The organism is Pseudarthrobacter sp. rb (assembly GCF_056389225.1).
On sequence record NZ_JBWJAR010000018.1, the window covers coordinates 52,261 to 68,378 of the forward strand.

Consider the following 16,118-nt stretch of genomic DNA (forward strand, 5'->3'; position numbering starts at 1 on the left):
GCCACCCCCGCCCGGCCGCGGGCCCCGCACCCCCCCCCCCCCCGCCGCCCCCCGCCCCGCCGGGCCCACTTCTGCGTTAAGGCCTTTCAGCGGCGGGCGGCGGTGGCGGGGGCCAGCAGCATGTGGTCCAGCTTGGGCAGTGCCTGCCGAAGCCGGTGGTCGGCGCGGTCAAGGACCTCCTCAGCCTGCGACAACTCCGTGTCTGCCAGTTCTATGCGTGCCGAGCCCTGCAGCCGGTGGCCCGACCACCGCAGCTGCAGGTGCTGGACGCCGAGGACGCCCGGCGTCCCCTCCAGCGCGGACTGGGCACGCGACACCAGCTCCGGTTCGATGCCATCCATAAGCCGCCTTCCGATACTCCGAATGGTGCCCCACAGCAGCACCATGATGGCTGCGGAGATGATCAGCCCAACGATCGGGTCCGCCAGCGGAAAACCGAGCATGACGCCGACGGCGCCGATCACCACGGCCAGCGAGGTGAAACCGTCCGTCCGGGCGTGCACACCGTCCGCCACCAGCGCTGCGGAACCGATCCTGCGGCCCACCCGGATGCGGTAGATGGCCACGGCTTCGTTTCCTGCAAAGCCGATCAGGCCTGCGGCCATCACCCAGCCCAGGTTCTGCAGCGGCTGGGGATGGATCAGCCGGTCCACTGACTGCCAGCCGGCAACGACGGCGGAAAGGGCCACCACGGCCACGATGAACAGGCCTGCCAGGTCCTCCGCCCTGCCGTAGCCGTAGGTGTACCGGCGGTTGGCGGCCCTGCGCCCCAGGATGAAGGCAACCCACAGGGGTACCGCGGTCAGGGCGTCGGAAAAGTTGTGGATGGTGTCCGCCAACAGGGCCACCGAGCTGCTGAACAGGACCACCAGGAACTGCAGGACAGTAGTGGCCAGCAGGACGAACATGCTGATCTTCAGCGCCCGGATGCCCTCGCTGCTGGCCTCCATGGCGTCGTCAATGGAATCGGCGGCATCGTGCGTGTGCGGAACGAACAGTTCGAACAACCAGCCCTTGAAGCCGGAGTGGTGATGGTGGCCATGCCCGCCGTGGTCATGGTCGTGGTGGTGCTCATGACCGTGGTCGTGCGGGTGGTCGTGGTGGTGCTCATGACCGTGGTCGTGCCCGCCGTGCCCCTCCGCATGGGCGTGGCTGTGGGCATGCGTTGACTTCTGGTGCGGCCCGCTCATGAGGCACTCCTTTGTGCAGAATGGTTGGTGACGCGGTGGTGTGCGGGCTCTCCACCAAGGGCGTGTTCGGCCTGGAAAATCGCATCCGCCACCAGCTGCCGTGCATGCTCGTTTTCCAGCCGGTAGAGCACACGCGTCCCGTCCTGCCGCGTGGACACCATCCGCGCCAGGCGCATTTTCGCCAGGTGCTGGGACACGGCGGCGGGTGACTTGCCCACAACATCCGCCAGGGCGCCCACCGCCATCTCGCCGTCCCGGAGCGCCAAAATAATCCGCACCCTGGTGGCGTCGGCCAGCATGGCGAAGACCTCCACCGCCAACTCCACGTATTGGCTGTCCGCGCCCAGCGAGCAAGCATTCTTATCTGCATTCATGCGCATATATTGCCACAGCTGCCGTCGCTACGCACTCGGCACGTCCGCCGTCGCCGCAAAACACTCCTCGGCCGGAGCCTGCCGCCCTAGAGTGGGAGATGCGCGGCACGGCACTCTGCCTGCCGCCTGGTCAGTCTCGAAAGGAATTCATCCCCGATGGCTTTAATCACCGTTGGTACTGAGAACAGCACTGATATCGAGCTCTACTACGAGGACCACGGCTCGGGACAGCCCGTGGTGCTGATCCATGGCTACCCCCTGGACGGGTCATCCTGGGAAAAGCAGACCGCTGCCCTGCTGGGTGCCGGCTACCGGGTCATCACCTATGACCGCCGCGGTTTCGGCAAATCCAGCAAGCCCGCCGAGGGCTACGACTACGACACCTTCGCGGCGGACCTCAACACCCTGCTGACCACCCTGGACCTGAACGACGTGGTGCTGGTGGGCTTCTCCATGGGCACCGGCGAAGTCGGCCGCTACCTGGGCACCTACGGCTCCGCACGCGTGTCCCGGGCAGCGTTCCTCGGATCCCTGGAGCCCTACCTGCTCAAGACCGACGACAATCCCGACGGCGTCCCCCAGGAGGTGTTCGACGGCCTCCTGGAAGCAGTCACGGCCGACCGCTACGCCTTCTTCACCGAATTCTTCAAGAATTTCTACAACTCCGACACCTTCCTGGGCACACCCCGCCTGAGCCAGGAAGTCATGAATGCGGGCTGGAACCTTGCCACCGGGTCCGGTGCAACGGCCTCCGTTGCCGCCCAGCCCACCTGGCTCACGGACTTCCGCCAGGACATCCCCAGGATCGATGTCCCGGCCCTGATCGTGCACGGCACCGCGGACAACATCCTGCCCATCGACTCCACCGGCCGCCTGTTCGCCAAAGCGTTGCCCAGCGCCGAGTACGTGGAGATCGAGGGTGCCCCGCACGGCCTGCTGTGGACGCACGCCGCAGAGGTCAACGAGGCCCTGCTGAACTTCCTTTCGAAGTAGCACAAGTGCGCGTCCGACGGCGGCACGGGCCGTCGTCGGACGAGCCCACGCTGCCGGGAGTTGCGGCTCACTTCCCGGCGGACAGATCAGCAGTGGGATTTGCCCGGTACCTGTGGCTCCTGTGCTGGAGCCGCCGCCGGGCACAACTGCCCGGCAAGGGCCTTCAGTTCCTTCGGATGGAAAGGTTTGGTGAGGTAGCCCGCAGCCCCTGACGCCATGCCGGCCAGCACGTCGTCTTCTTCCGAGCGGGCTGTCAGGAAGAGCAAGGGCGCGGTGGTGAGGGCGCGGATGGCGCGGGCCACCACGTGCCCGTCCATATCGGGAAGCCCAAGGTCCAGGGTGACCAGGGCGATGGCGGGATCAGCCGCTGCGGCGATGGCCTCCGCCCCTGTTCCCACCGCGGTGACCTTGAACCCCGCGCGGGACAGGACCACTGAGATCAGGCCCCGGATGTCGTCGTCATCCTCCACGACAAGGCAAACACGCTGCTGTTCCATTTGAGCCCCCCGGCGAAAAGTTGGCACCAGTCTACTGGTGGCGGAACGCGTTGGGGCAGACCACCGCCCTAGCCGTCGTAATGCGTACGGGCAGGTCCCTGGCCCAGGGCGTTCACCACGGCGGCAGCCACCTCGTGCAGCTTGGTGTTGCGGGTGCTCGACGCGGTCTTCAGGATCGCAAAAGCATCCTCCTGGCTGCACCTGTTCTGGGCCATGATGATGCCCACCGCCATATCGATGACCGTTCGGGACTCCAGCGTGGCGCGGAGGTTCGCCGCCGTTTCGCTGTAATGCGCAAAACGCACTGCAAGGCGGAGTGCCAGCGAGGTTTGGCTGACGAAATCTTCGGCGAATTCGAGCACGCGGCCTTCGAAGCGGTGGGCGCGGCCGGAGTACAGCAGCAGCGCTGCCTTGGTTTCGCCTTCAAGCCGGAAGGGAAGAGCCGCAACCGACCTGACTCCCTGTGCCACAACTGCCGTGGAGTATTCGGGCCAGCGGCTGTCCCCTTCGAGGTCCGGAGCGTGGACAGTCTCCTGGACGGTGAATGCCGTGAGGCTGGGGGTCTCGGTGAAGCTGTGCTCAAGACGTCCGATGGACTTTGCTTGCTGGCTGCTGCTGGCTACGGTGGCGGTTTTCCGCTGCCGGAGCAGGGTGATGGCGCACAGCATCTCATCGCCTGGCTCCGAGAGGTTGCGCGCGGACACCTGTGCCAGTTCATTGAGGAAGTCCTCAACATCGGAGCTGTTGAGGACCAATTCATGCAGGTGCTCGGTGATGGATGTATCGGTTTTTGCTGTTGACTCGCCGGCCACGGTTTTCTGGTGCCATTCGTTCAGGTCAAAACGAGCCTGCAACACACAAGCACCCCGCAACGGGGCGGGGAGCCGGTGATGGTCGCTGGATCGACGAACTTTCCAACGGCCTGCTGCTAAACCGATAACCAGAGTATATACATCCCGGGCGGGGCGAAGCCCATATGCTCCGGGCCGCAACAGCGCTTGCTGGCGCCGGGCAAGGACCAACCGGCACAATGAAGCGGGAGCCGGTGCTGCCTCTGCCGGCCCGTTGACTGTGGTCCCGCTGCGGAAGGACAGGAACATGACCAGGCTTCTCATCATCGGCCCACCGGGCTCCGGCAAGGGGACCCAGGCCGAACACCTGGCACGCCACTTCCAGGTCCCTGCAGTGTCCACCGGCGACATTTTCCGGAGCAACGTCAGCCGGAAGACAGACCTGGGGAACCAGGCTGCGCAGTACCTGGACGGCGGCCACTTCGTACCGGACCACCTCACCAACGCACTGGTCAAAGACCGGCTCCTTGAAGGCGATGCGAGACACGGGTTCCTGCTGGACGGCTACCCCCGCACGGCGCCGCAGGCAACGGAACTGGATGCCATGCTCGCGGCCCAGGGCCATGCGCTGGACGCCGTCATCGAACTGCAGGCGCCGGACGCCGAACTGGAGGAGCGGATGCAGCGCCGCGCTGCCGAACAGGGCCGCACGGATGACACCATCGATGTCTTCCGGCGCCGGCTGGACCTCTACCACCGGCAGACCCATGAAGTAGTCTCGGTGTACGCGGGCCGGGGCATCCTGGTGTCCGTTAACGGCAGCGGCGACCAAGGCGGGATCACCGCAGTGGCAATCGCCGCCGTCGAACAGTTCCTCGCAGCCCCGCGGCCCCCGTCCTGACCGAACACCGCACGGTGAACGCACTCCAACAGAAGGAAACACTGATGAGAATTGCCGTTACAGGCGGAAACGGAAAACTGGGGCGGCACGTGGTGCGCCGGCTCACCGACGACGGCCACCGGGTCCTCTCCCTGGACCGCGCAGGCGAGCGCAGCCCGGGGCTCCTGGTGGTGGACCTGCGCAACTACGGGCAGGTAGTGGACGCGCTGCTGGGGGTTGATGACCGGCATGACGGGTTCGACGCCGTGGTGCACCTGGGAGCCATTCCCGCCCCGGGCATCCTTCCGGACGCGGCCACGTTCGAGAACAACATGCTGTCCACTTACAACGTCTTCCAGGCCGCGCGGCGCGCCGGCATCAAGAAGGTGGTGTACGCGTCCAGCGAGACCGTGCTGGGTCTGCCGTTCGACGTCGACCCGCCCTACATCCCGGTGGACGAGGAATACCCGCCGCGGCCGGAAAGCACCTACTCCCTGGTGAAGACGCTGGAGGAGCAGATGGCCGTGGAGATGACGCGGTGGGACCCGGAGTTGAGCATCACGGGCCTGCGGTTCTCCAACGTGATGGACGAGGCCGACTACGAAAAGTTCCCCTCCTTCGATGGGGACGCGACGCTGCGGAAGTGGAACCTGTGGGGCTACATCGACGGCAGGGACGGCGCCCAGGCCGTGGCGCGGGCGCTGGAGAACGCCAAGCCAGGATTCGAGGCCTTCATCATCGCCAATGCCGATACCGTCATGAGCCGGTCAAGCGCCGGTCTCGCAGCTGAGGTGTTCCCGGGCGTCAAGGTCACCAAGGAACTGGGCGAGCACGAAACGATGCTTTCCATCGACAAGGCGCGGCGGCTGCTGGGCTTCGAGCCCGAGCACAGCTGGCGGAACCATGCAGCAGCCGGCTCCGGCGCTGGAGGAGGCCAAGGCTAAAGCCGGGCCTGCAGTAACAGGTCCGCAGGAAACGCCAAAGGTTGGCACAGGATCATCCAAGGAGCCGGAAGCCGTGCGCTTCCGGCTCCTATCCTTTTGGTACAGCCATCCTTTACCTGTTCCCGGGCAGATTCCGCGACCCGGGGCGGGCCCGCTCCGCCACCACAAGGACCCCAAAATTCGTAGCCCCCTCTTCGTGCTGCCTGCCCTCACGGCGCTGCTTTCCGCCGCCGCCCTTTCCACGGCGGCCCTTCCCGCTGCCGCTGCTCCTGTCGCGGCTGCTGTCACTGTCCAGCCCGCCGCCGCAACCGGCCGCTACATCGTCCAGTACGCCCCCTCTGCAGACGTCACCGCCGAGGCGGCCGGACTGCGCGGCCAGGGCCTCGCCGTCGGCCGCACTTTTGAGCACGCAATCCATGGTGCCGTTGTCACCGCAACTCCCGCCCAGGCAGCAGCCCTTGCCAGGTCGGGGAAGGTGCTGTCCGTGGAACCGGACGCCCCCGTCAAGCTTTCCGGAACCGAGCAGCCGGCCCCCTGGGGCCTGGACCGTGCCGACCAGCGGGCACTGCCGCTCTCCGGCAGCTACTCGTGGACCGGGTCCGGCGCCGGTGTGACGGCCTACGTGGTGGACACCGGCATCCTGGCCTCGCACACCGACTTTGGCGGCCGCGTGGCGGCGGGCTGGACCGCCGTGGCGGACGGCAACGGCACCACAGACTGCAACGGCCACGGCACCCACGTGGCCGGAACTGTGGCCGGGTCCACGTACGGCGTCGCCAAGAGCGCCACCCTGGTGCCGGTCAGGGTGCTGGACTGCAGCGGGTCGGGCTACAACTCGGACGTGGTGGCCGGCCTGGACTGGATCGCCGCAAACCATGCCGCCGGAACACCGGCCGTGGCCAACCTCAGCCTCGGCGGAGCGGCCAGCAGCACGGTGGACAACGCCGTCCAGGCCGTCCTGGCTGACGGCGTCACTACTGTGGTGGCCGCGGGCAACTCCGCTGTGGACGCCTGCACAGGCTCACCTGCCCGCGTCCCCGGGGCCGTCACCGTGGCGGCCAGCGATTCCACCGACAAGCAGGCATCGTTCTCCAACTTTGGGTCCTGCGTCGACCTGTATGCTCCCGGCGTCGGCATCACCTCCGACTACTACACCTCCACCACGGCCACGGCCTCCATGTCCGGGACGTCCATGGCGGCTCCCCATACCGCCGGCGCCGCAGCCCTGCTGCTCTCGCAGAACCCTGCCCTGGCACCGGCCGACGTGGCCGCGGCACTGGCAGCCAATGCCACCGCCGGGGTGGTCACCGGTGCCACCGCGGGGACCCCGAACCGCCTGCTGTTTACGGGCGCGGACGCCGCGGCTCCTGCCCCGACCGTCACCTCGGTTTCGCCGGCCGCCAAGGCCACTGCTGTGGCCGCGGGCACGAATGTGGCGGCCACGTTCAGCGCCGCCGTCCAGGGCGTGTCCGCCACGACCTTCGTGCTCAAAAACGCCGCAGGGGCCAGCATCGCCGGCACCGTCACATACAACGCAACCACCAGGACCGCCACCCTTGACCCGGCCGCAAACCTCGCCGCGGACACCACCTACACGGCCACCCTGGCCGGCGGAACCTCTGCCATCCGGGACGCCGCAGGCACACCACTGGCCACCACCAGCTGGAGTTTCACTACCGGCCCGGCGCCCACCCTCACCAGCTACACCCCGGGCAGCAACGCGCTCCTGGTCCGCAGGAACAGCAACGTCAGCGCCACCTTCAGCGAAGCCGTCCAGGGCACCGGCACCACCACCTTCACGCTGAAGGACGCTTCAAGCAGCGCCTTGGTGGCAGCCTCCGTCTACCGCAACGGCACCACCAACCAGTGGATCCTCGATCCCCTGGAACCCCTGGCCGCCAAGGCCCGGTATACGGTGACCCTGGTTGGAGGGGCCTCCGGTATCCGCGACCTCGCCGGCAATCCGCTGGCGAGCCGGAGCTGGCAGTTCACCACCGGGTCGTATTGATCGCCCGGATCGGCCTGCCGCCAGCCATGGCGGCCGCCCTGGTGCCCTTCCTGGCCGGGGCCGGCGCCATGGCCAGCGACCCGGTGATGGAGTGGATGGCCTTTCATGGGGATAATCTTCAGCCTAGGCATTCAACAACACGCGTGTATGGCGTGCATTCAACAGGGCGCAGGGACGGGCAGCACATTGGCACAGAAATCAGCAGGTTCCGCAGTCACCGAGAGAAACTCCGGCAGGTGGCACACCTTCCATGAGAAGTTCGTGGTGGAGGAGCGCTACATCGACCCTGCCGACCGGCGGCGCCTTTACCGTGCATCGGTCATCCTGGCCGTGGTGGGGCTGGCACTCTTTATCGCCACGCTGGTCAGCGTGGTGCAGGCCGGCGGCCTTACCGTTGCAGACCAGCCGGTGCACGACTGGCTGCTGACAACCCGCTCAGCGGCACTTACCGCCTTCATGATCTTCCTGGCCGTGTTCTTCGGCCCCATCGCCCTGCCCATCATCGTGCTGGTGGTGATCCTCGTCTGGGGCTTCGCGGCCAAACACGCTTGGCGCCCCATCCTGCTGGCGTCCGCGATGCTGACCGGGGTGATCATCTCCCAGATCATCCTGCACATCGTCCAGCGCTCGCGGCCTCCCGTGGACCAAATGCTGTTCGGTGCGGACCAGACCTTCTCCTACCCGTCCGGGCACGTCCTGGGAGCCTGCGACTTCCTGTTGGTGGGCGCCTACCTGATCTTCTCCCGGCGCCGGAACCCGCGGTCAGCGGTCTTCGGTTTCATCGGGGCCGGGATCGGAATCATCCTCGCCATCGCCAGCCGGCTCTACCTGGGCTACCACTGGCCCACGGACACCCTTGCATCGTTTTCACTGTCGTTGCTCATCCTGGGCGGAGTCATCGCGCTGGACACCTGGCGGACTGCGCGAATCCCTGGGGAGCCGGTCACGGGAGAGCTGTCGAAGGAAGATTCCGCCCGGGAGTAACGCCCTCCCCGGCAAGGTAATTCACTGCGGCTGATTCACTGCACCTACTTGATTCCGGTTGCGTCACCCGGTCCATTCACGCAGGCTGCTTCACTGCGGCCGCGATTTGGCGCGCTTCAGGGCCCTGTGCAGTTTCACGTTCGCCGCCTCCAGCTCCAGGACCTTGGCAACGCCTGCCAGGTTCAGCCCCTCCTCGAGGAGCTCGCCGATCCGCTGCAGTACGGCGATGTCGTCATCGCTGTACTGCCGGGTGCCGCCTGCCGTCCTCGACGGGGTCAGCAGCCCCTTGGTTTCGTACAGCCTGATGTTCTGCTGCCCGGTTCCCGTGAGCTCTGCGGCCACCGAGATGGCGTACAGCGCCCGTGAGCCGGCGGAGCGCGCAGGCCGTCCCGCGTCAGGTTCTGCCATGTGTACTCCCAAAAATCGTTGCGGCCCGTGCCTTGCTTCAGTTTCCCACGAGTGCTATAAAAAATCTATATCCACCACCATAGATTCGGTGATGGTGGAGCAGACGCGGATCAACACTTGGAAGCCGAAGGAGTGGGAAATGATGTTGATGCGGACTGACCCGTTCCGTGAGCTGGACCGGCTCACGCAGCAGGTCTTTGGGACCGCCGCCCGTCCGGCAGCCATGCCCATGGATGCCTGGCAGGAGGACGGCGAATTCGTGGTGGCGTTCGACCTTCCCGGCGTGAAGGTGGATTCGCTGGACCTGAACGTCGAGCGGAACGTCCTGACGGTGCGGGCCGAGCGCCAGGACCCCACGCAGCCCAATGTGGAGCTGGTGGCCTCTGAGCGCCCCCGCGGCGTGTTCAGCCGCCAACTGATCCTGGGCGACACCCTGGACACCGACAAGATCAAGGCCAGCTACGACCAGGGCGTCCTGACCCTGCGGATACCGGTTGCTGAACGGGCCAAGCCGCGCAGGATCGAAATCCAGACCGGGCAGGGCGGGATGCAGCAGATCAACACGTAGGGTTTTCCTTCGCGTGCCCCTGCCGGCCAGGCAGGGGCACCGGCGGAGCAGGAGGCCGGCATGAACGACATTCCCGATTACTACACCATCCTCGGCGTGGGCCGGGATGCCACCCGGCAGGAAATCTCCCATGCGTACCGGGCCCTCATGCGCAGCCACCATCCGGACATGGACGGCGCGCAGGCGGACGGGAACAACCAGGCAAGGGGGAGCCAGCCGGCGGTGGCGGGCACCCCCGGGCAGCGTGACGAGCTCCTGGGGATCATGCAGGCGTTCAACGTGCTGCGTGACCCCGGACGCCGGGCCGATTACGACCGGCGGCTGGCGGCAGGGGCGCCCACCGTCGTCCCGGTCCGGAAAGTCCGCAGCACCGGCGCCCCGTCCGGGCCTGCCATCCGTGTCACGCCGGTGCGGTGGGAAAGCGGGCCCTGGGCCTGAAAGCGGGCCCTGGGCCTGAAAGCGGGCCCTGGGCCTGAAAGCGGGCCAGGCCCTGAACCAGGAAACCAACCAACGCAGTGCCATTTATCCAAGGAGGCGGAAAGCTGCATGAGCGACTGGCGGCGCTACGATTCACACCTCATTCCCGCATTCCATGAGCGCTTTGAGCAGCGCTGGGGTCCGGGGACCGCGCCCTTCCTTGACCCCGAGGCGCACGAACAGCCGCTGCCGCGCGCGCAGTGGATCAATCCGGCCACCGGTGCAGCCTTGGCGGTGGTCCCGGTCTGGACGGCCGACGAGAGGCAGCAGCGTTCATTCGGCGTGTTCTACCTGCCCCCGGCGGGGGACATCTGGGTCCTGCGGCCAGGGTACACCGGCTACCTGGAACCGTCGGACGGCGATTCGGAGCACCTGGTGACCCTGCGCAATGACGCCTTCCGCAAGGCCGTGGCGCACGCCAAGGAGTTCCTTTTCGGCTCACAGTAGCCGCCGGTGCCCGCGCGGAGTTGCTGCTCGTCAGCCGTCCTCCGCTGTGACATTCTGGGACGTACCCAAACCACCGTGACCAAAAGGCTGGACCCCAATGCACATCACCGCAAAGGACCTCGCAGCACTCATCCCCCCGGGGTTCACCCTTGGCGTCGCAACCGCAGCATTCCAGATTGAAGGGGCGTTGGAAGAGGATGGCCGCGGGCCCTCGGGCTGGGACAGGTTCGCGGCCAGGCCCGGCGCCATCGTGGAGGACCACAGCCCCGTGGTGGCCACGGACCATTACCACCGGATGCCGCAGGACGTGGCCCTCCTGAAGCAGTTGGGCGTCGATTCCTACCGGTTCTCCTTCTCCTGGCCGCGCATCCAGCCCGGCGGGACCGGACCCGCCAACCGGGCAGGGCTGGCGTTTTATGACCGGCTCCTCGATGAGCTCCTGGCCAACGGGATCTCGCCCATGGCCACCATCTACCACTGGGACACGCCCCTGGAACTGGATGAAGCAGGCGGCTGGATGAACCGGGACACCGCCTACCGGCTGGGGGAGTACGCAGCCATCGTGGCTGAGGCGTTCGGGGACCGGGTGGCCCGCTGGGTCACCATCAACGAACCGGCAACCGTGAGCGCGAATGGTTACGCATTCGGCCTGCACTCACCCGGCAAGGAGCTTGCCCTGGGCGCCTTCCCCACCGTCCACCACCAGCTGCTGGGCCACGGGCTCGCCGTCCAGGCCCTGCGCGCTGCCAAGGTGCCTGGCGAAATCGGGATGACCAACGTCTACTCGCCCATGGTGCCGAACTCGATCAACCCGCTGGACAAGATCAGCGCCGGGGCCATGGACCTGGGCCAGAACCGGCTCTACGCGGACCCGGTCCTGACGGGCAAATACCCCGACCTGATCCGCGCCGCGAAGTTCTTCAGCTCCTTCGACCACCCCGAAGATGACATGGAGATCATTTCCCAACCCCTGGACTTCTACGGGCTTAACTACTACATGCCCACCAAGGTGGCGGCGGGACCCGGCGGCGGCACGGTCCCGTCAAGCATGGCGGAAGCCATGGGCAGCGACCTCAACGCCACGGGCAGCGGCGCAACGCCATTCCACGTGGAAGCCTGGCCGGAAGCGGACATCACCGCCTACGGGTGGCCGGTCAAGCCGGAGTACATGGCCGTGGCACTGAAGGAGATGGCCGAGCGGTACCCCAACCTGCCTCCCGTGATCATCACCGAAGGCGGTGCCAGCTTCGAGGACATCATCGTCCGGGACAAGTCCACCAACACCCGGTTCATCCCGGATGAGCGGCGGCTGAAGTACATCTCCGACCACCTTGAAACCGCACTGCGCGCCACGGCGCCCGGCGGCGTGGCGGAGTCCGTTGACCTGCGTGGCTACTACGTGTGGTCCTTCCTGGACAACTTCGAGTGGTCCGCCGGCTACAAGCAGCCCTTTGGCCTGCTGCACGTGGACTTCGAAACACTGGACCGCACGCCCAAGGCATCCTACTTCTGGTACCAGGAGCTCATCGAGGAACGTGACCTGGCTGCCGCTGCCGACGCCACGATCGCCCAGGCAGTGGTTCCGGATCTGCTGGGCGGCGGGGATTCGCTGGACAATGGGGATTTGCTGGACAGCGGGGATTTGCTGGACAGCGGGGATTTGCTCGACAGCGGGGAGCTGTTGGGCAATGAAGCGCCCGACGACGGCGCACCCCTGGGTGAGGGCGCGTAGGACGCAACGGGGCCGGCACCGGAATGGTCAGCCCCGGAGCAGGTCCAGCAAGGCGAGCTGCTTGGCGATGCCGGCGCCGTCCGGGGAGTAGATCCACGGCACCCGGGAGGTGGTGTGGTCGCCGTCCTCGGAGTGGCCGCCGGCGAAGACCGATTCGCTGACGGACAGCTGCCGGATGGCGATGGCCGCAACCTTTTCCGGGTTCCCCGCGGCGAAGGCGGAGTAGATGGCCTCATCATGCTGGCCGTTGTCGCCGATCAGGAGCCACCGCATGTCCGGGAATTCCTCGGCGAGCCGCTCCAGGTTGCGGTGCTTGTGGTCCTGGCCGCTGCGGAACCAGCGGTCCTGGGTAAGGCCCCAGTCCGTCAACAGCAGCGCGCCCTTGGGGTACATGTTGCGGGTCAGGAAGCGCCCCAGCGTAGGGGCGGCGTTCCAGGGGCCGGTGGACAGGTAGATGACAGGAGCTTCAGGGTGCTCAATGGTCAGCCGGTCCAGCAGCACGGCCATTCCCGGCGTGGCCATGCGCGCCCGTTCGCTGAGCACGAAGGTGTTCCACAGTGCCAGGAACGGCCGCGGCAGGGCGGTCACCATGACGGTGTCGTCAATGTCGGAGACGATGCCGAATTGCACGCCGGGCGCGATGACCTGGATCAGTGCTTCCGCCGGCTCGGTTCCCTCCGCGCGCAGGACTGCCGTGTGCCAGCCAGGAGACAGCTGGACATCCACCTCGGTGTCGATGAGTCCGCCCCGGTCCGCCGTAACGTGGGCGACGACGTCACCGATGGTGATTTCGACGTCGGTAAACTGCAGCGGCACCCCCGTGAAGGCGCGCCAGCCCCGGATGTTCTGGTTCCCGTTTTTCGCTTCGTGCTCGGCTTTGCTCCCCGGCAGCGGCTTCTGGGTCAGCAGCACGCGCCCCAGTACCCGTACCCGGGTGGTGGAACCGTAGCCCTGGTAGGCGATGGTCTGCGGCACGAAGTCCCACCGTTTGGCGAGGGTGATCCGGACATCGTTGACCGCATCAGAGAGCCGGTGCGCCAGCCGGAAGAACTGGCTTCCCGACAGCGCGTACTGGCCTTTTTTGTTCTGCCGCGGTGCGTGTGCCGCGTCCTGGGCTGGGTTCTGCGGAGCCATGTCCATGCCCTAACTCTGCCACAGGGCGGCAGCAGGCATCAGCTGACGCCCAGGAAAGCCCGCAGGGTCTCGGCGTTCCGCACAGCGTTCCCGCCGCCGTCGTTGTTGAAGTAGGCGTACACGTCGATGCCCGCGCCGTCCCACTCGCGGATGCGGTCTGCCCACCAGTGCATGTCGGCGTCCGAGTAGGAGCCGCCATACAGGTGTTCGTGGTCCGGCCCGTGAAGCCGGACGTAGGCGAACGGCGCCGTGGTCCGCAGGATGCACGGGAGGTTGGCGCCGCTCATGATGCAGTAGGCCGCCTGGTGCCGCTCCAGCAGGGTGAACACTTCGGGGCAGTCCCAACTGGGGTGCCTGAACTCCACGGCCACCCTGATCCAGGAGGGGAGGGCAGCCAGGAAATAGTCCAGCCGGGCGTCGTCGCGCTCCAGCTGCGGCGGCAGCTGGACCAGGAGCACGGCCCGTTTGTCCCCCAGCTCATGCCAGCACCTGGTGATGCGTTCAATCCACACTTCCGGTGAATAGAGCTTGCGTGCATGGGTCAGCCCGCGGGGTGCCTTGACGGACATGCTGAATCCGGGCGGGAGGCGCCTGTTCCAGCCTGCGAAGGTGGTGTCCCGGGGCCACCGGTAGAAGCTGGCGTTCAGTTCCACCGTGCTGAACCTGGCGACGTAGCACTGGAGCCTGTCCCGGACGGGCAACCCGGGCGGGTACAGGACGTTTTCCCAGTGGTCGTAGCTCCAGCCGGAGGTGCCGATATGGATTGTCATTTGCCTCAGGCTACACCTGCACATTGCCCTTCCCTTCGGAGCCCTGTGTGGCAGGGTAATGTCATGGCGCGAATCGAAGACTATGCGGTAGTTGGCGACCTTCAAACAGGGGCGCTGGTCAGCAAGGAAGGCTCGATTGACTGGCTCTGCCTCCCGCGGTTCGATTCCCCGGCGTGCTTCAACGCGCTGCTGGATACCCCTGACTCGGGTCGCTGGCTGCTGGCGCCGGAGGGCGGCGGAGCGTGCACCCGGCGGAGCTACCGCGACGGCAGCCTGGTGCTGGATACGGAGTGGGAGACGCCGGACGGAACCGTGCGGGTCACAGACTTCATGCCGCCCAGGGATTCGGTTGCTGACATTGTCCGCATCGTGGAGGGCATCAGCGGCACCGTCAAGATGCGCGGGGAGTTGGTCCTGAGGTTCGACTACGGCCACATCGTGCCGTGGGTCCGCAAGGACAAGCGCGGGCTGCACGCCATTGCCGGCCCGGACGCCGTCTACCTGGTCACCCCTGCGCCCCTGCACGGCGAGAACATGCACACCGTCAGCGATTTCACCGTGAGCGCCGGCGAGAAGGTGCCGTTCGTGCTGACCTGGGCACCAAGCCACGTGGGACGGCCGGTCAGCGTTGATGCCGAGGACGTCCTTGAGAGCACCTACGCATTCTGGCGGGGCTGGTCCTCGCAGTGCACCGTCAAGGGGAAGTACCAGGACGCGGTGGTCCGCTCCCTGGTGACGCTCAAGGCGCTCACCTATGCCCCCACCGGGGGAATCGTCGCCGCCGTCACCACATCCCTTCCGGAGCAGCCGGGCGGCCAGCGGAACTGGGATTACCGCTACTGCTGGCTGCGGGATGCCGCCATGACCTTGCAGGCCCTGCTGGCCGCCGGATACACCGCCGAGGCGGCCGCCTGGCGGGACTGGCTGCTCCGGGCCGTGGCCGGCGACCCCGCCGACCTGCAGATCATGTACGGAATCCATGGCGAGCGGCGGCTGCCCGAGATGGAGCTGCCCTGGCTGAAGGGCTACGAGAACTCGGCGCCCGTCCGGATCGGAAACGCGGCGGCGGAGCAGTTCCAGCTGGACGTGTGGGGCGAGGTCCTTGACTGCCTCGCGCTGACCCGGAACTCGCTGCTGAAGCACACTGATGAGGCCTGGGACGTGCAGATTGCCCTGATGGAGCACCTGGAAACCATCTGGGACCAGCCGGACAACGGGCTCTGGGAGATGCGCGGGCCGCGCCGGCATTTCACCCACTCCAAGGTGATGGCGTGGGTGGCCGCGGACCGGATGGTGAAGGGCGTGCGGGAGTCCGGGCTGCCGGGGCCGGTGGAGCGCTGGGAGGCGCTGCGGGAGCAGATCCGCGGGGACATCATGGCCAACGGTTTCGATGCCAGGCGCAATACTTTTGTGCAGTCCTACGGCCGGCCGGAGCTCGATGCCAGCCTGCTGCTGATTCCCAGGGTGGGTTTCCTGCCGAACGACGACCCCAAGGTCATAGGAACCATCGACGCCATTCAGCGGGAGCTGACCCAGGACGGTTTTGTGCTGCGATACAAGCCGGAAGAGAGCGACGACGGCCTGCCGGGCGACGAGGGCGTCTTCCTGGCGTGCTCATTCTGGATGGTGGAGGCGCTCCTGGGAGCCGGGCGCCATGAGGAATCGCGCGAACTCTTCGAACGCCTGCTGGAACTGCGCAACGACGTGGGGCTGCTGAGCGAGGAATGGGCGGTGAAAGCCGGGCGCCAACTGGGCAACACACCGCAGGCATTCAGCCACTTCGCCCTTGTGACTAGCGCCCTGGAGCTTCATCAGGATACGGTTCGGCGCAGTGACACCCCCCTTCCGTCTGCACAGGCGGATACGCGCTGAGGCGGCGCGGACGGGGCTGGAACTTCTCCTTCGCAGGATAGATAAGTAT

At 66.6% G+C, this 16,118-nt stretch carries 17 protein-coding genes; 10 read left to right on the forward strand and 7 right to left on the reverse strand.

Going from position 1 to position 16,118, the window contains the following annotated elements; all coding sequences use genetic code 11:
* Positions 1-86: 86 nt before the first annotated feature.
* Both ACWRN3_RS19015 and ACWRN3_RS19020 read right to left on the reverse strand, forming a co-directional pair.
* Entirely contained in the window at positions 87-1,190 is a 1,104-nt protein-coding gene (locus ACWRN3_RS19015) for a cation diffusion facilitator family transporter (RefSeq protein ID WP_476741615.1), read from the reverse strand.
* Entirely contained in the window at positions 1,187-1,564 is a 378-nt protein-coding gene (locus tag ACWRN3_RS19020) for an ArsR/SmtB family transcription factor (RefSeq protein WP_476741616.1), read from the reverse strand. Before ACWRN3_RS19020 ends, ACWRN3_RS19015 begins: the two co-directional genes overlap by 4 nt.
* A 156-nt stretch (positions 1,565-1,720) precedes the next feature.
* On the opposite strand from ACWRN3_RS19020, the gene ACWRN3_RS19025 reads away from it, so the two are divergent.
* Entirely contained in the window at positions 1,721-2,557 is an 837-nt protein-coding gene (locus ACWRN3_RS19025; protein ID WP_324643162.1) for an alpha/beta fold hydrolase, read from the forward strand.
* A gap of 86 nt (positions 2,558-2,643) precedes the next feature.
* Here ACWRN3_RS19025 and ACWRN3_RS19030 read toward each other — a convergent pair whose 3' ends face one another.
* Together ACWRN3_RS19030 and ACWRN3_RS19035 are read right to left on the reverse strand one after the other, a co-directional pair.
* Positions 2,644-3,054: a response regulator transcription factor gene (locus tag ACWRN3_RS19030; protein ID WP_255173311.1), complete on the reverse strand. Its 411-nt coding sequence runs from the start codon at positions 3,052-3,054 to the stop codon at positions 2,644-2,646.
* Between the two features lie 68 nt (positions 3,055-3,122).
* Complete coding sequence (locus tag ACWRN3_RS19035) at positions 3,123-3,866, reverse strand: GAF and ANTAR domain-containing protein (protein WP_324645316.1); 744 nt, start codon at positions 3,864-3,866, stop codon at positions 3,123-3,125.
* Positions 3,867-4,152: 286 nt separating this feature from the next.
* Here ACWRN3_RS19035 and ACWRN3_RS19040 point away from each other — a divergent pair, with 286 nt between their 5' ends.
* From ACWRN3_RS19040 to ACWRN3_RS19055, 4 genes are all read left to right on the forward strand, one after another.
* On the forward strand, positions 4,153-4,746 hold the full coding sequence (locus ACWRN3_RS19040) for an adenylate kinase (RefSeq protein WP_255173310.1): 594 nt from the start codon (positions 4,153-4,155) through the stop codon (positions 4,744-4,746).
* 44 nt (positions 4,747-4,790) lie between these two features.
* A complete protein-coding gene (locus tag ACWRN3_RS19045; RefSeq protein ID WP_476741617.1) occupies positions 4,791-5,669 on the forward strand; it encodes an NAD-dependent epimerase/dehydratase family protein in 879 nt (292 codons plus the stop codon).
* Between the two features lie 196 nt (positions 5,670-5,865).
* Positions 5,866-7,677, forward strand: a complete 1,812-nt coding sequence (locus ACWRN3_RS19050) for a S8 family serine peptidase (RefSeq protein ID WP_476741618.1) — start codon at positions 5,866-5,868, stop codon at positions 7,675-7,677.
* Positions 7,678-7,863: 186 nt separating this feature from the next.
* Positions 7,864-8,661 carry a phosphatase PAP2 family protein gene (locus tag ACWRN3_RS19055; protein WP_255173307.1) on the forward strand — a complete coding sequence of 266 codons (798 nt, stop codon included), beginning with the start codon at positions 7,864-7,866 and terminating at the stop codon, positions 8,659-8,661.
* 90 nt (positions 8,662-8,751) lie between these two features.
* Here ACWRN3_RS19055 and ACWRN3_RS19060 read toward each other — a convergent pair whose 3' ends face one another.
* The gene (locus tag ACWRN3_RS19060; protein ID WP_476741619.1) at positions 8,752-9,069 is read right to left on the reverse strand and encodes a MerR family transcriptional regulator; all 318 of its coding nucleotides are present in this window, start codon (positions 9,067-9,069) and stop codon (positions 8,752-8,754) included.
* A gap of 142 nt (positions 9,070-9,211) precedes the next feature.
* On the opposite strand from ACWRN3_RS19060, the gene ACWRN3_RS19065 reads away from it, so the two are divergent.
* The 4 genes from ACWRN3_RS19065 (at position 9,212) to ACWRN3_RS19080 (ending at position 12,293) form a co-directional block, all read left to right on the forward strand.
* On the forward strand, positions 9,212-9,637 hold the full coding sequence (locus ACWRN3_RS19065) for an Hsp20/alpha crystallin family protein (RefSeq protein ID WP_255175662.1): 426 nt from the start codon (positions 9,212-9,214) through the stop codon (positions 9,635-9,637).
* Positions 9,638-9,697: 60 nt separating this feature from the next.
* The gene (locus ACWRN3_RS19070) at positions 9,698-10,075 is read left to right on the forward strand and encodes a J domain-containing protein (RefSeq protein ID WP_255173305.1); all 378 of its coding nucleotides are present in this window, start codon (positions 9,698-9,700) and stop codon (positions 10,073-10,075) included.
* Between the two features lie 108 nt (positions 10,076-10,183).
* A complete protein-coding gene (locus tag ACWRN3_RS19075; protein ID WP_224027071.1) occupies positions 10,184-10,561 on the forward strand; it encodes a hypothetical protein in 378 nt (125 codons plus the stop codon).
* 97 nt (positions 10,562-10,658) lie between these two features.
* Positions 10,659-12,293, forward strand: a complete 1,635-nt coding sequence (locus ACWRN3_RS19080; RefSeq protein ID WP_476741620.1) for a glycoside hydrolase family 1 protein — start codon at positions 10,659-10,661, stop codon at positions 12,291-12,293.
* A 27-nt stretch (positions 12,294-12,320) separates the two neighbouring features.
* On the opposite strand, the gene ACWRN3_RS19085 is transcribed toward ACWRN3_RS19080, so the two are convergent.
* Positions 12,321-13,433: an App1 family protein gene (locus ACWRN3_RS19085; protein WP_476741621.1), complete on the reverse strand. Its 1,113-nt coding sequence runs from the start codon at positions 13,431-13,433 to the stop codon at positions 12,321-12,323.
* A 32-nt stretch (positions 13,434-13,465) separates the two neighbouring features.
* On the reverse strand, positions 13,466-14,197 hold the full coding sequence (locus ACWRN3_RS19090) for a DUF72 domain-containing protein (protein WP_476741622.1): 732 nt from the start codon (positions 14,195-14,197) through the stop codon (positions 13,466-13,468).
* 63 nt (positions 14,198-14,260) lie between these two features.
* Between ACWRN3_RS19090 and ACWRN3_RS19095 the strand changes: the two genes are divergently transcribed.
* Positions 14,261-16,069: a glycoside hydrolase family 15 protein gene (locus ACWRN3_RS19095; protein ID WP_476741623.1), complete on the forward strand. Its 1,809-nt coding sequence runs from the start codon at positions 14,261-14,263 to the stop codon at positions 16,067-16,069.
* Positions 16,070-16,118: the final 49 nt, after the last annotated feature.

Coding starts and splice junctions, on each gene's coding strand:
- ACWRN3_RS19030 (WP_255173311.1), bottom strand. CDS start 3,054: ATGGAACAGCAGCGTGTTTGCCTTGTCGTGGAGGATGACGACGACATC.
- ACWRN3_RS19090 (WP_476741622.1), bottom strand. CDS start 14,197: ATGACAATCCATATCGGCACCTCCGGCTGGAGCTACGACCACTGGGAA.
- ACWRN3_RS19060 (WP_476741619.1), bottom strand. CDS start 9,069: ATGGCAGAACCTGACGCGGGACGGCCTGCGCGCTCCGCCGGCTCACGG.
- ACWRN3_RS19020 (WP_476741616.1), bottom strand. CDS start 1,564: ATGAATGCAGATAAGAATGCTTGCTCGCTGGGCGCGGACAGCCAATAC.
- ACWRN3_RS19070 (WP_255173305.1), top strand. CDS start 9,698: ATGAACGACATTCCCGATTACTACACCATCCTCGGCGTGGGCCGGGAT.
- ACWRN3_RS19080 (WP_476741620.1), top strand. CDS start 10,659: ATGCACATCACCGCAAAGGACCTCGCAGCACTCATCCCCCCGGGGTTC.
- ACWRN3_RS19015 (WP_476741615.1), bottom strand. CDS start 1,190: ATGAGCGGGCCGCACCAGAAGTCAACGCATGCCCACAGCCACGCCCAT.
- ACWRN3_RS19075 (WP_224027071.1), top strand. CDS start 10,184: ATGAGCGACTGGCGGCGCTACGATTCACACCTCATTCCCGCATTCCAT.
- ACWRN3_RS19085 (WP_476741621.1), bottom strand. CDS start 13,433: ATGGACATGGCTCCGCAGAACCCAGCCCAGGACGCGGCACACGCACCG.
- ACWRN3_RS19040 (WP_255173310.1), top strand. CDS start 4,153: ATGACCAGGCTTCTCATCATCGGCCCACCGGGCTCCGGCAAGGGGACC.
- ACWRN3_RS19025 (WP_324643162.1), top strand. CDS start 1,721: ATGGCTTTAATCACCGTTGGTACTGAGAACAGCACTGATATCGAGCTC.
- ACWRN3_RS19065 (WP_255175662.1), top strand. CDS start 9,212: ATGTTGATGCGGACTGACCCGTTCCGTGAGCTGGACCGGCTCACGCAG.
- ACWRN3_RS19045 (WP_476741617.1), top strand. CDS start 4,791: ATGAGAATTGCCGTTACAGGCGGAAACGGAAAACTGGGGCGGCACGTG.
- ACWRN3_RS19095 (WP_476741623.1), top strand. CDS start 14,261: ATGGCGCGAATCGAAGACTATGCGGTAGTTGGCGACCTTCAAACAGGG.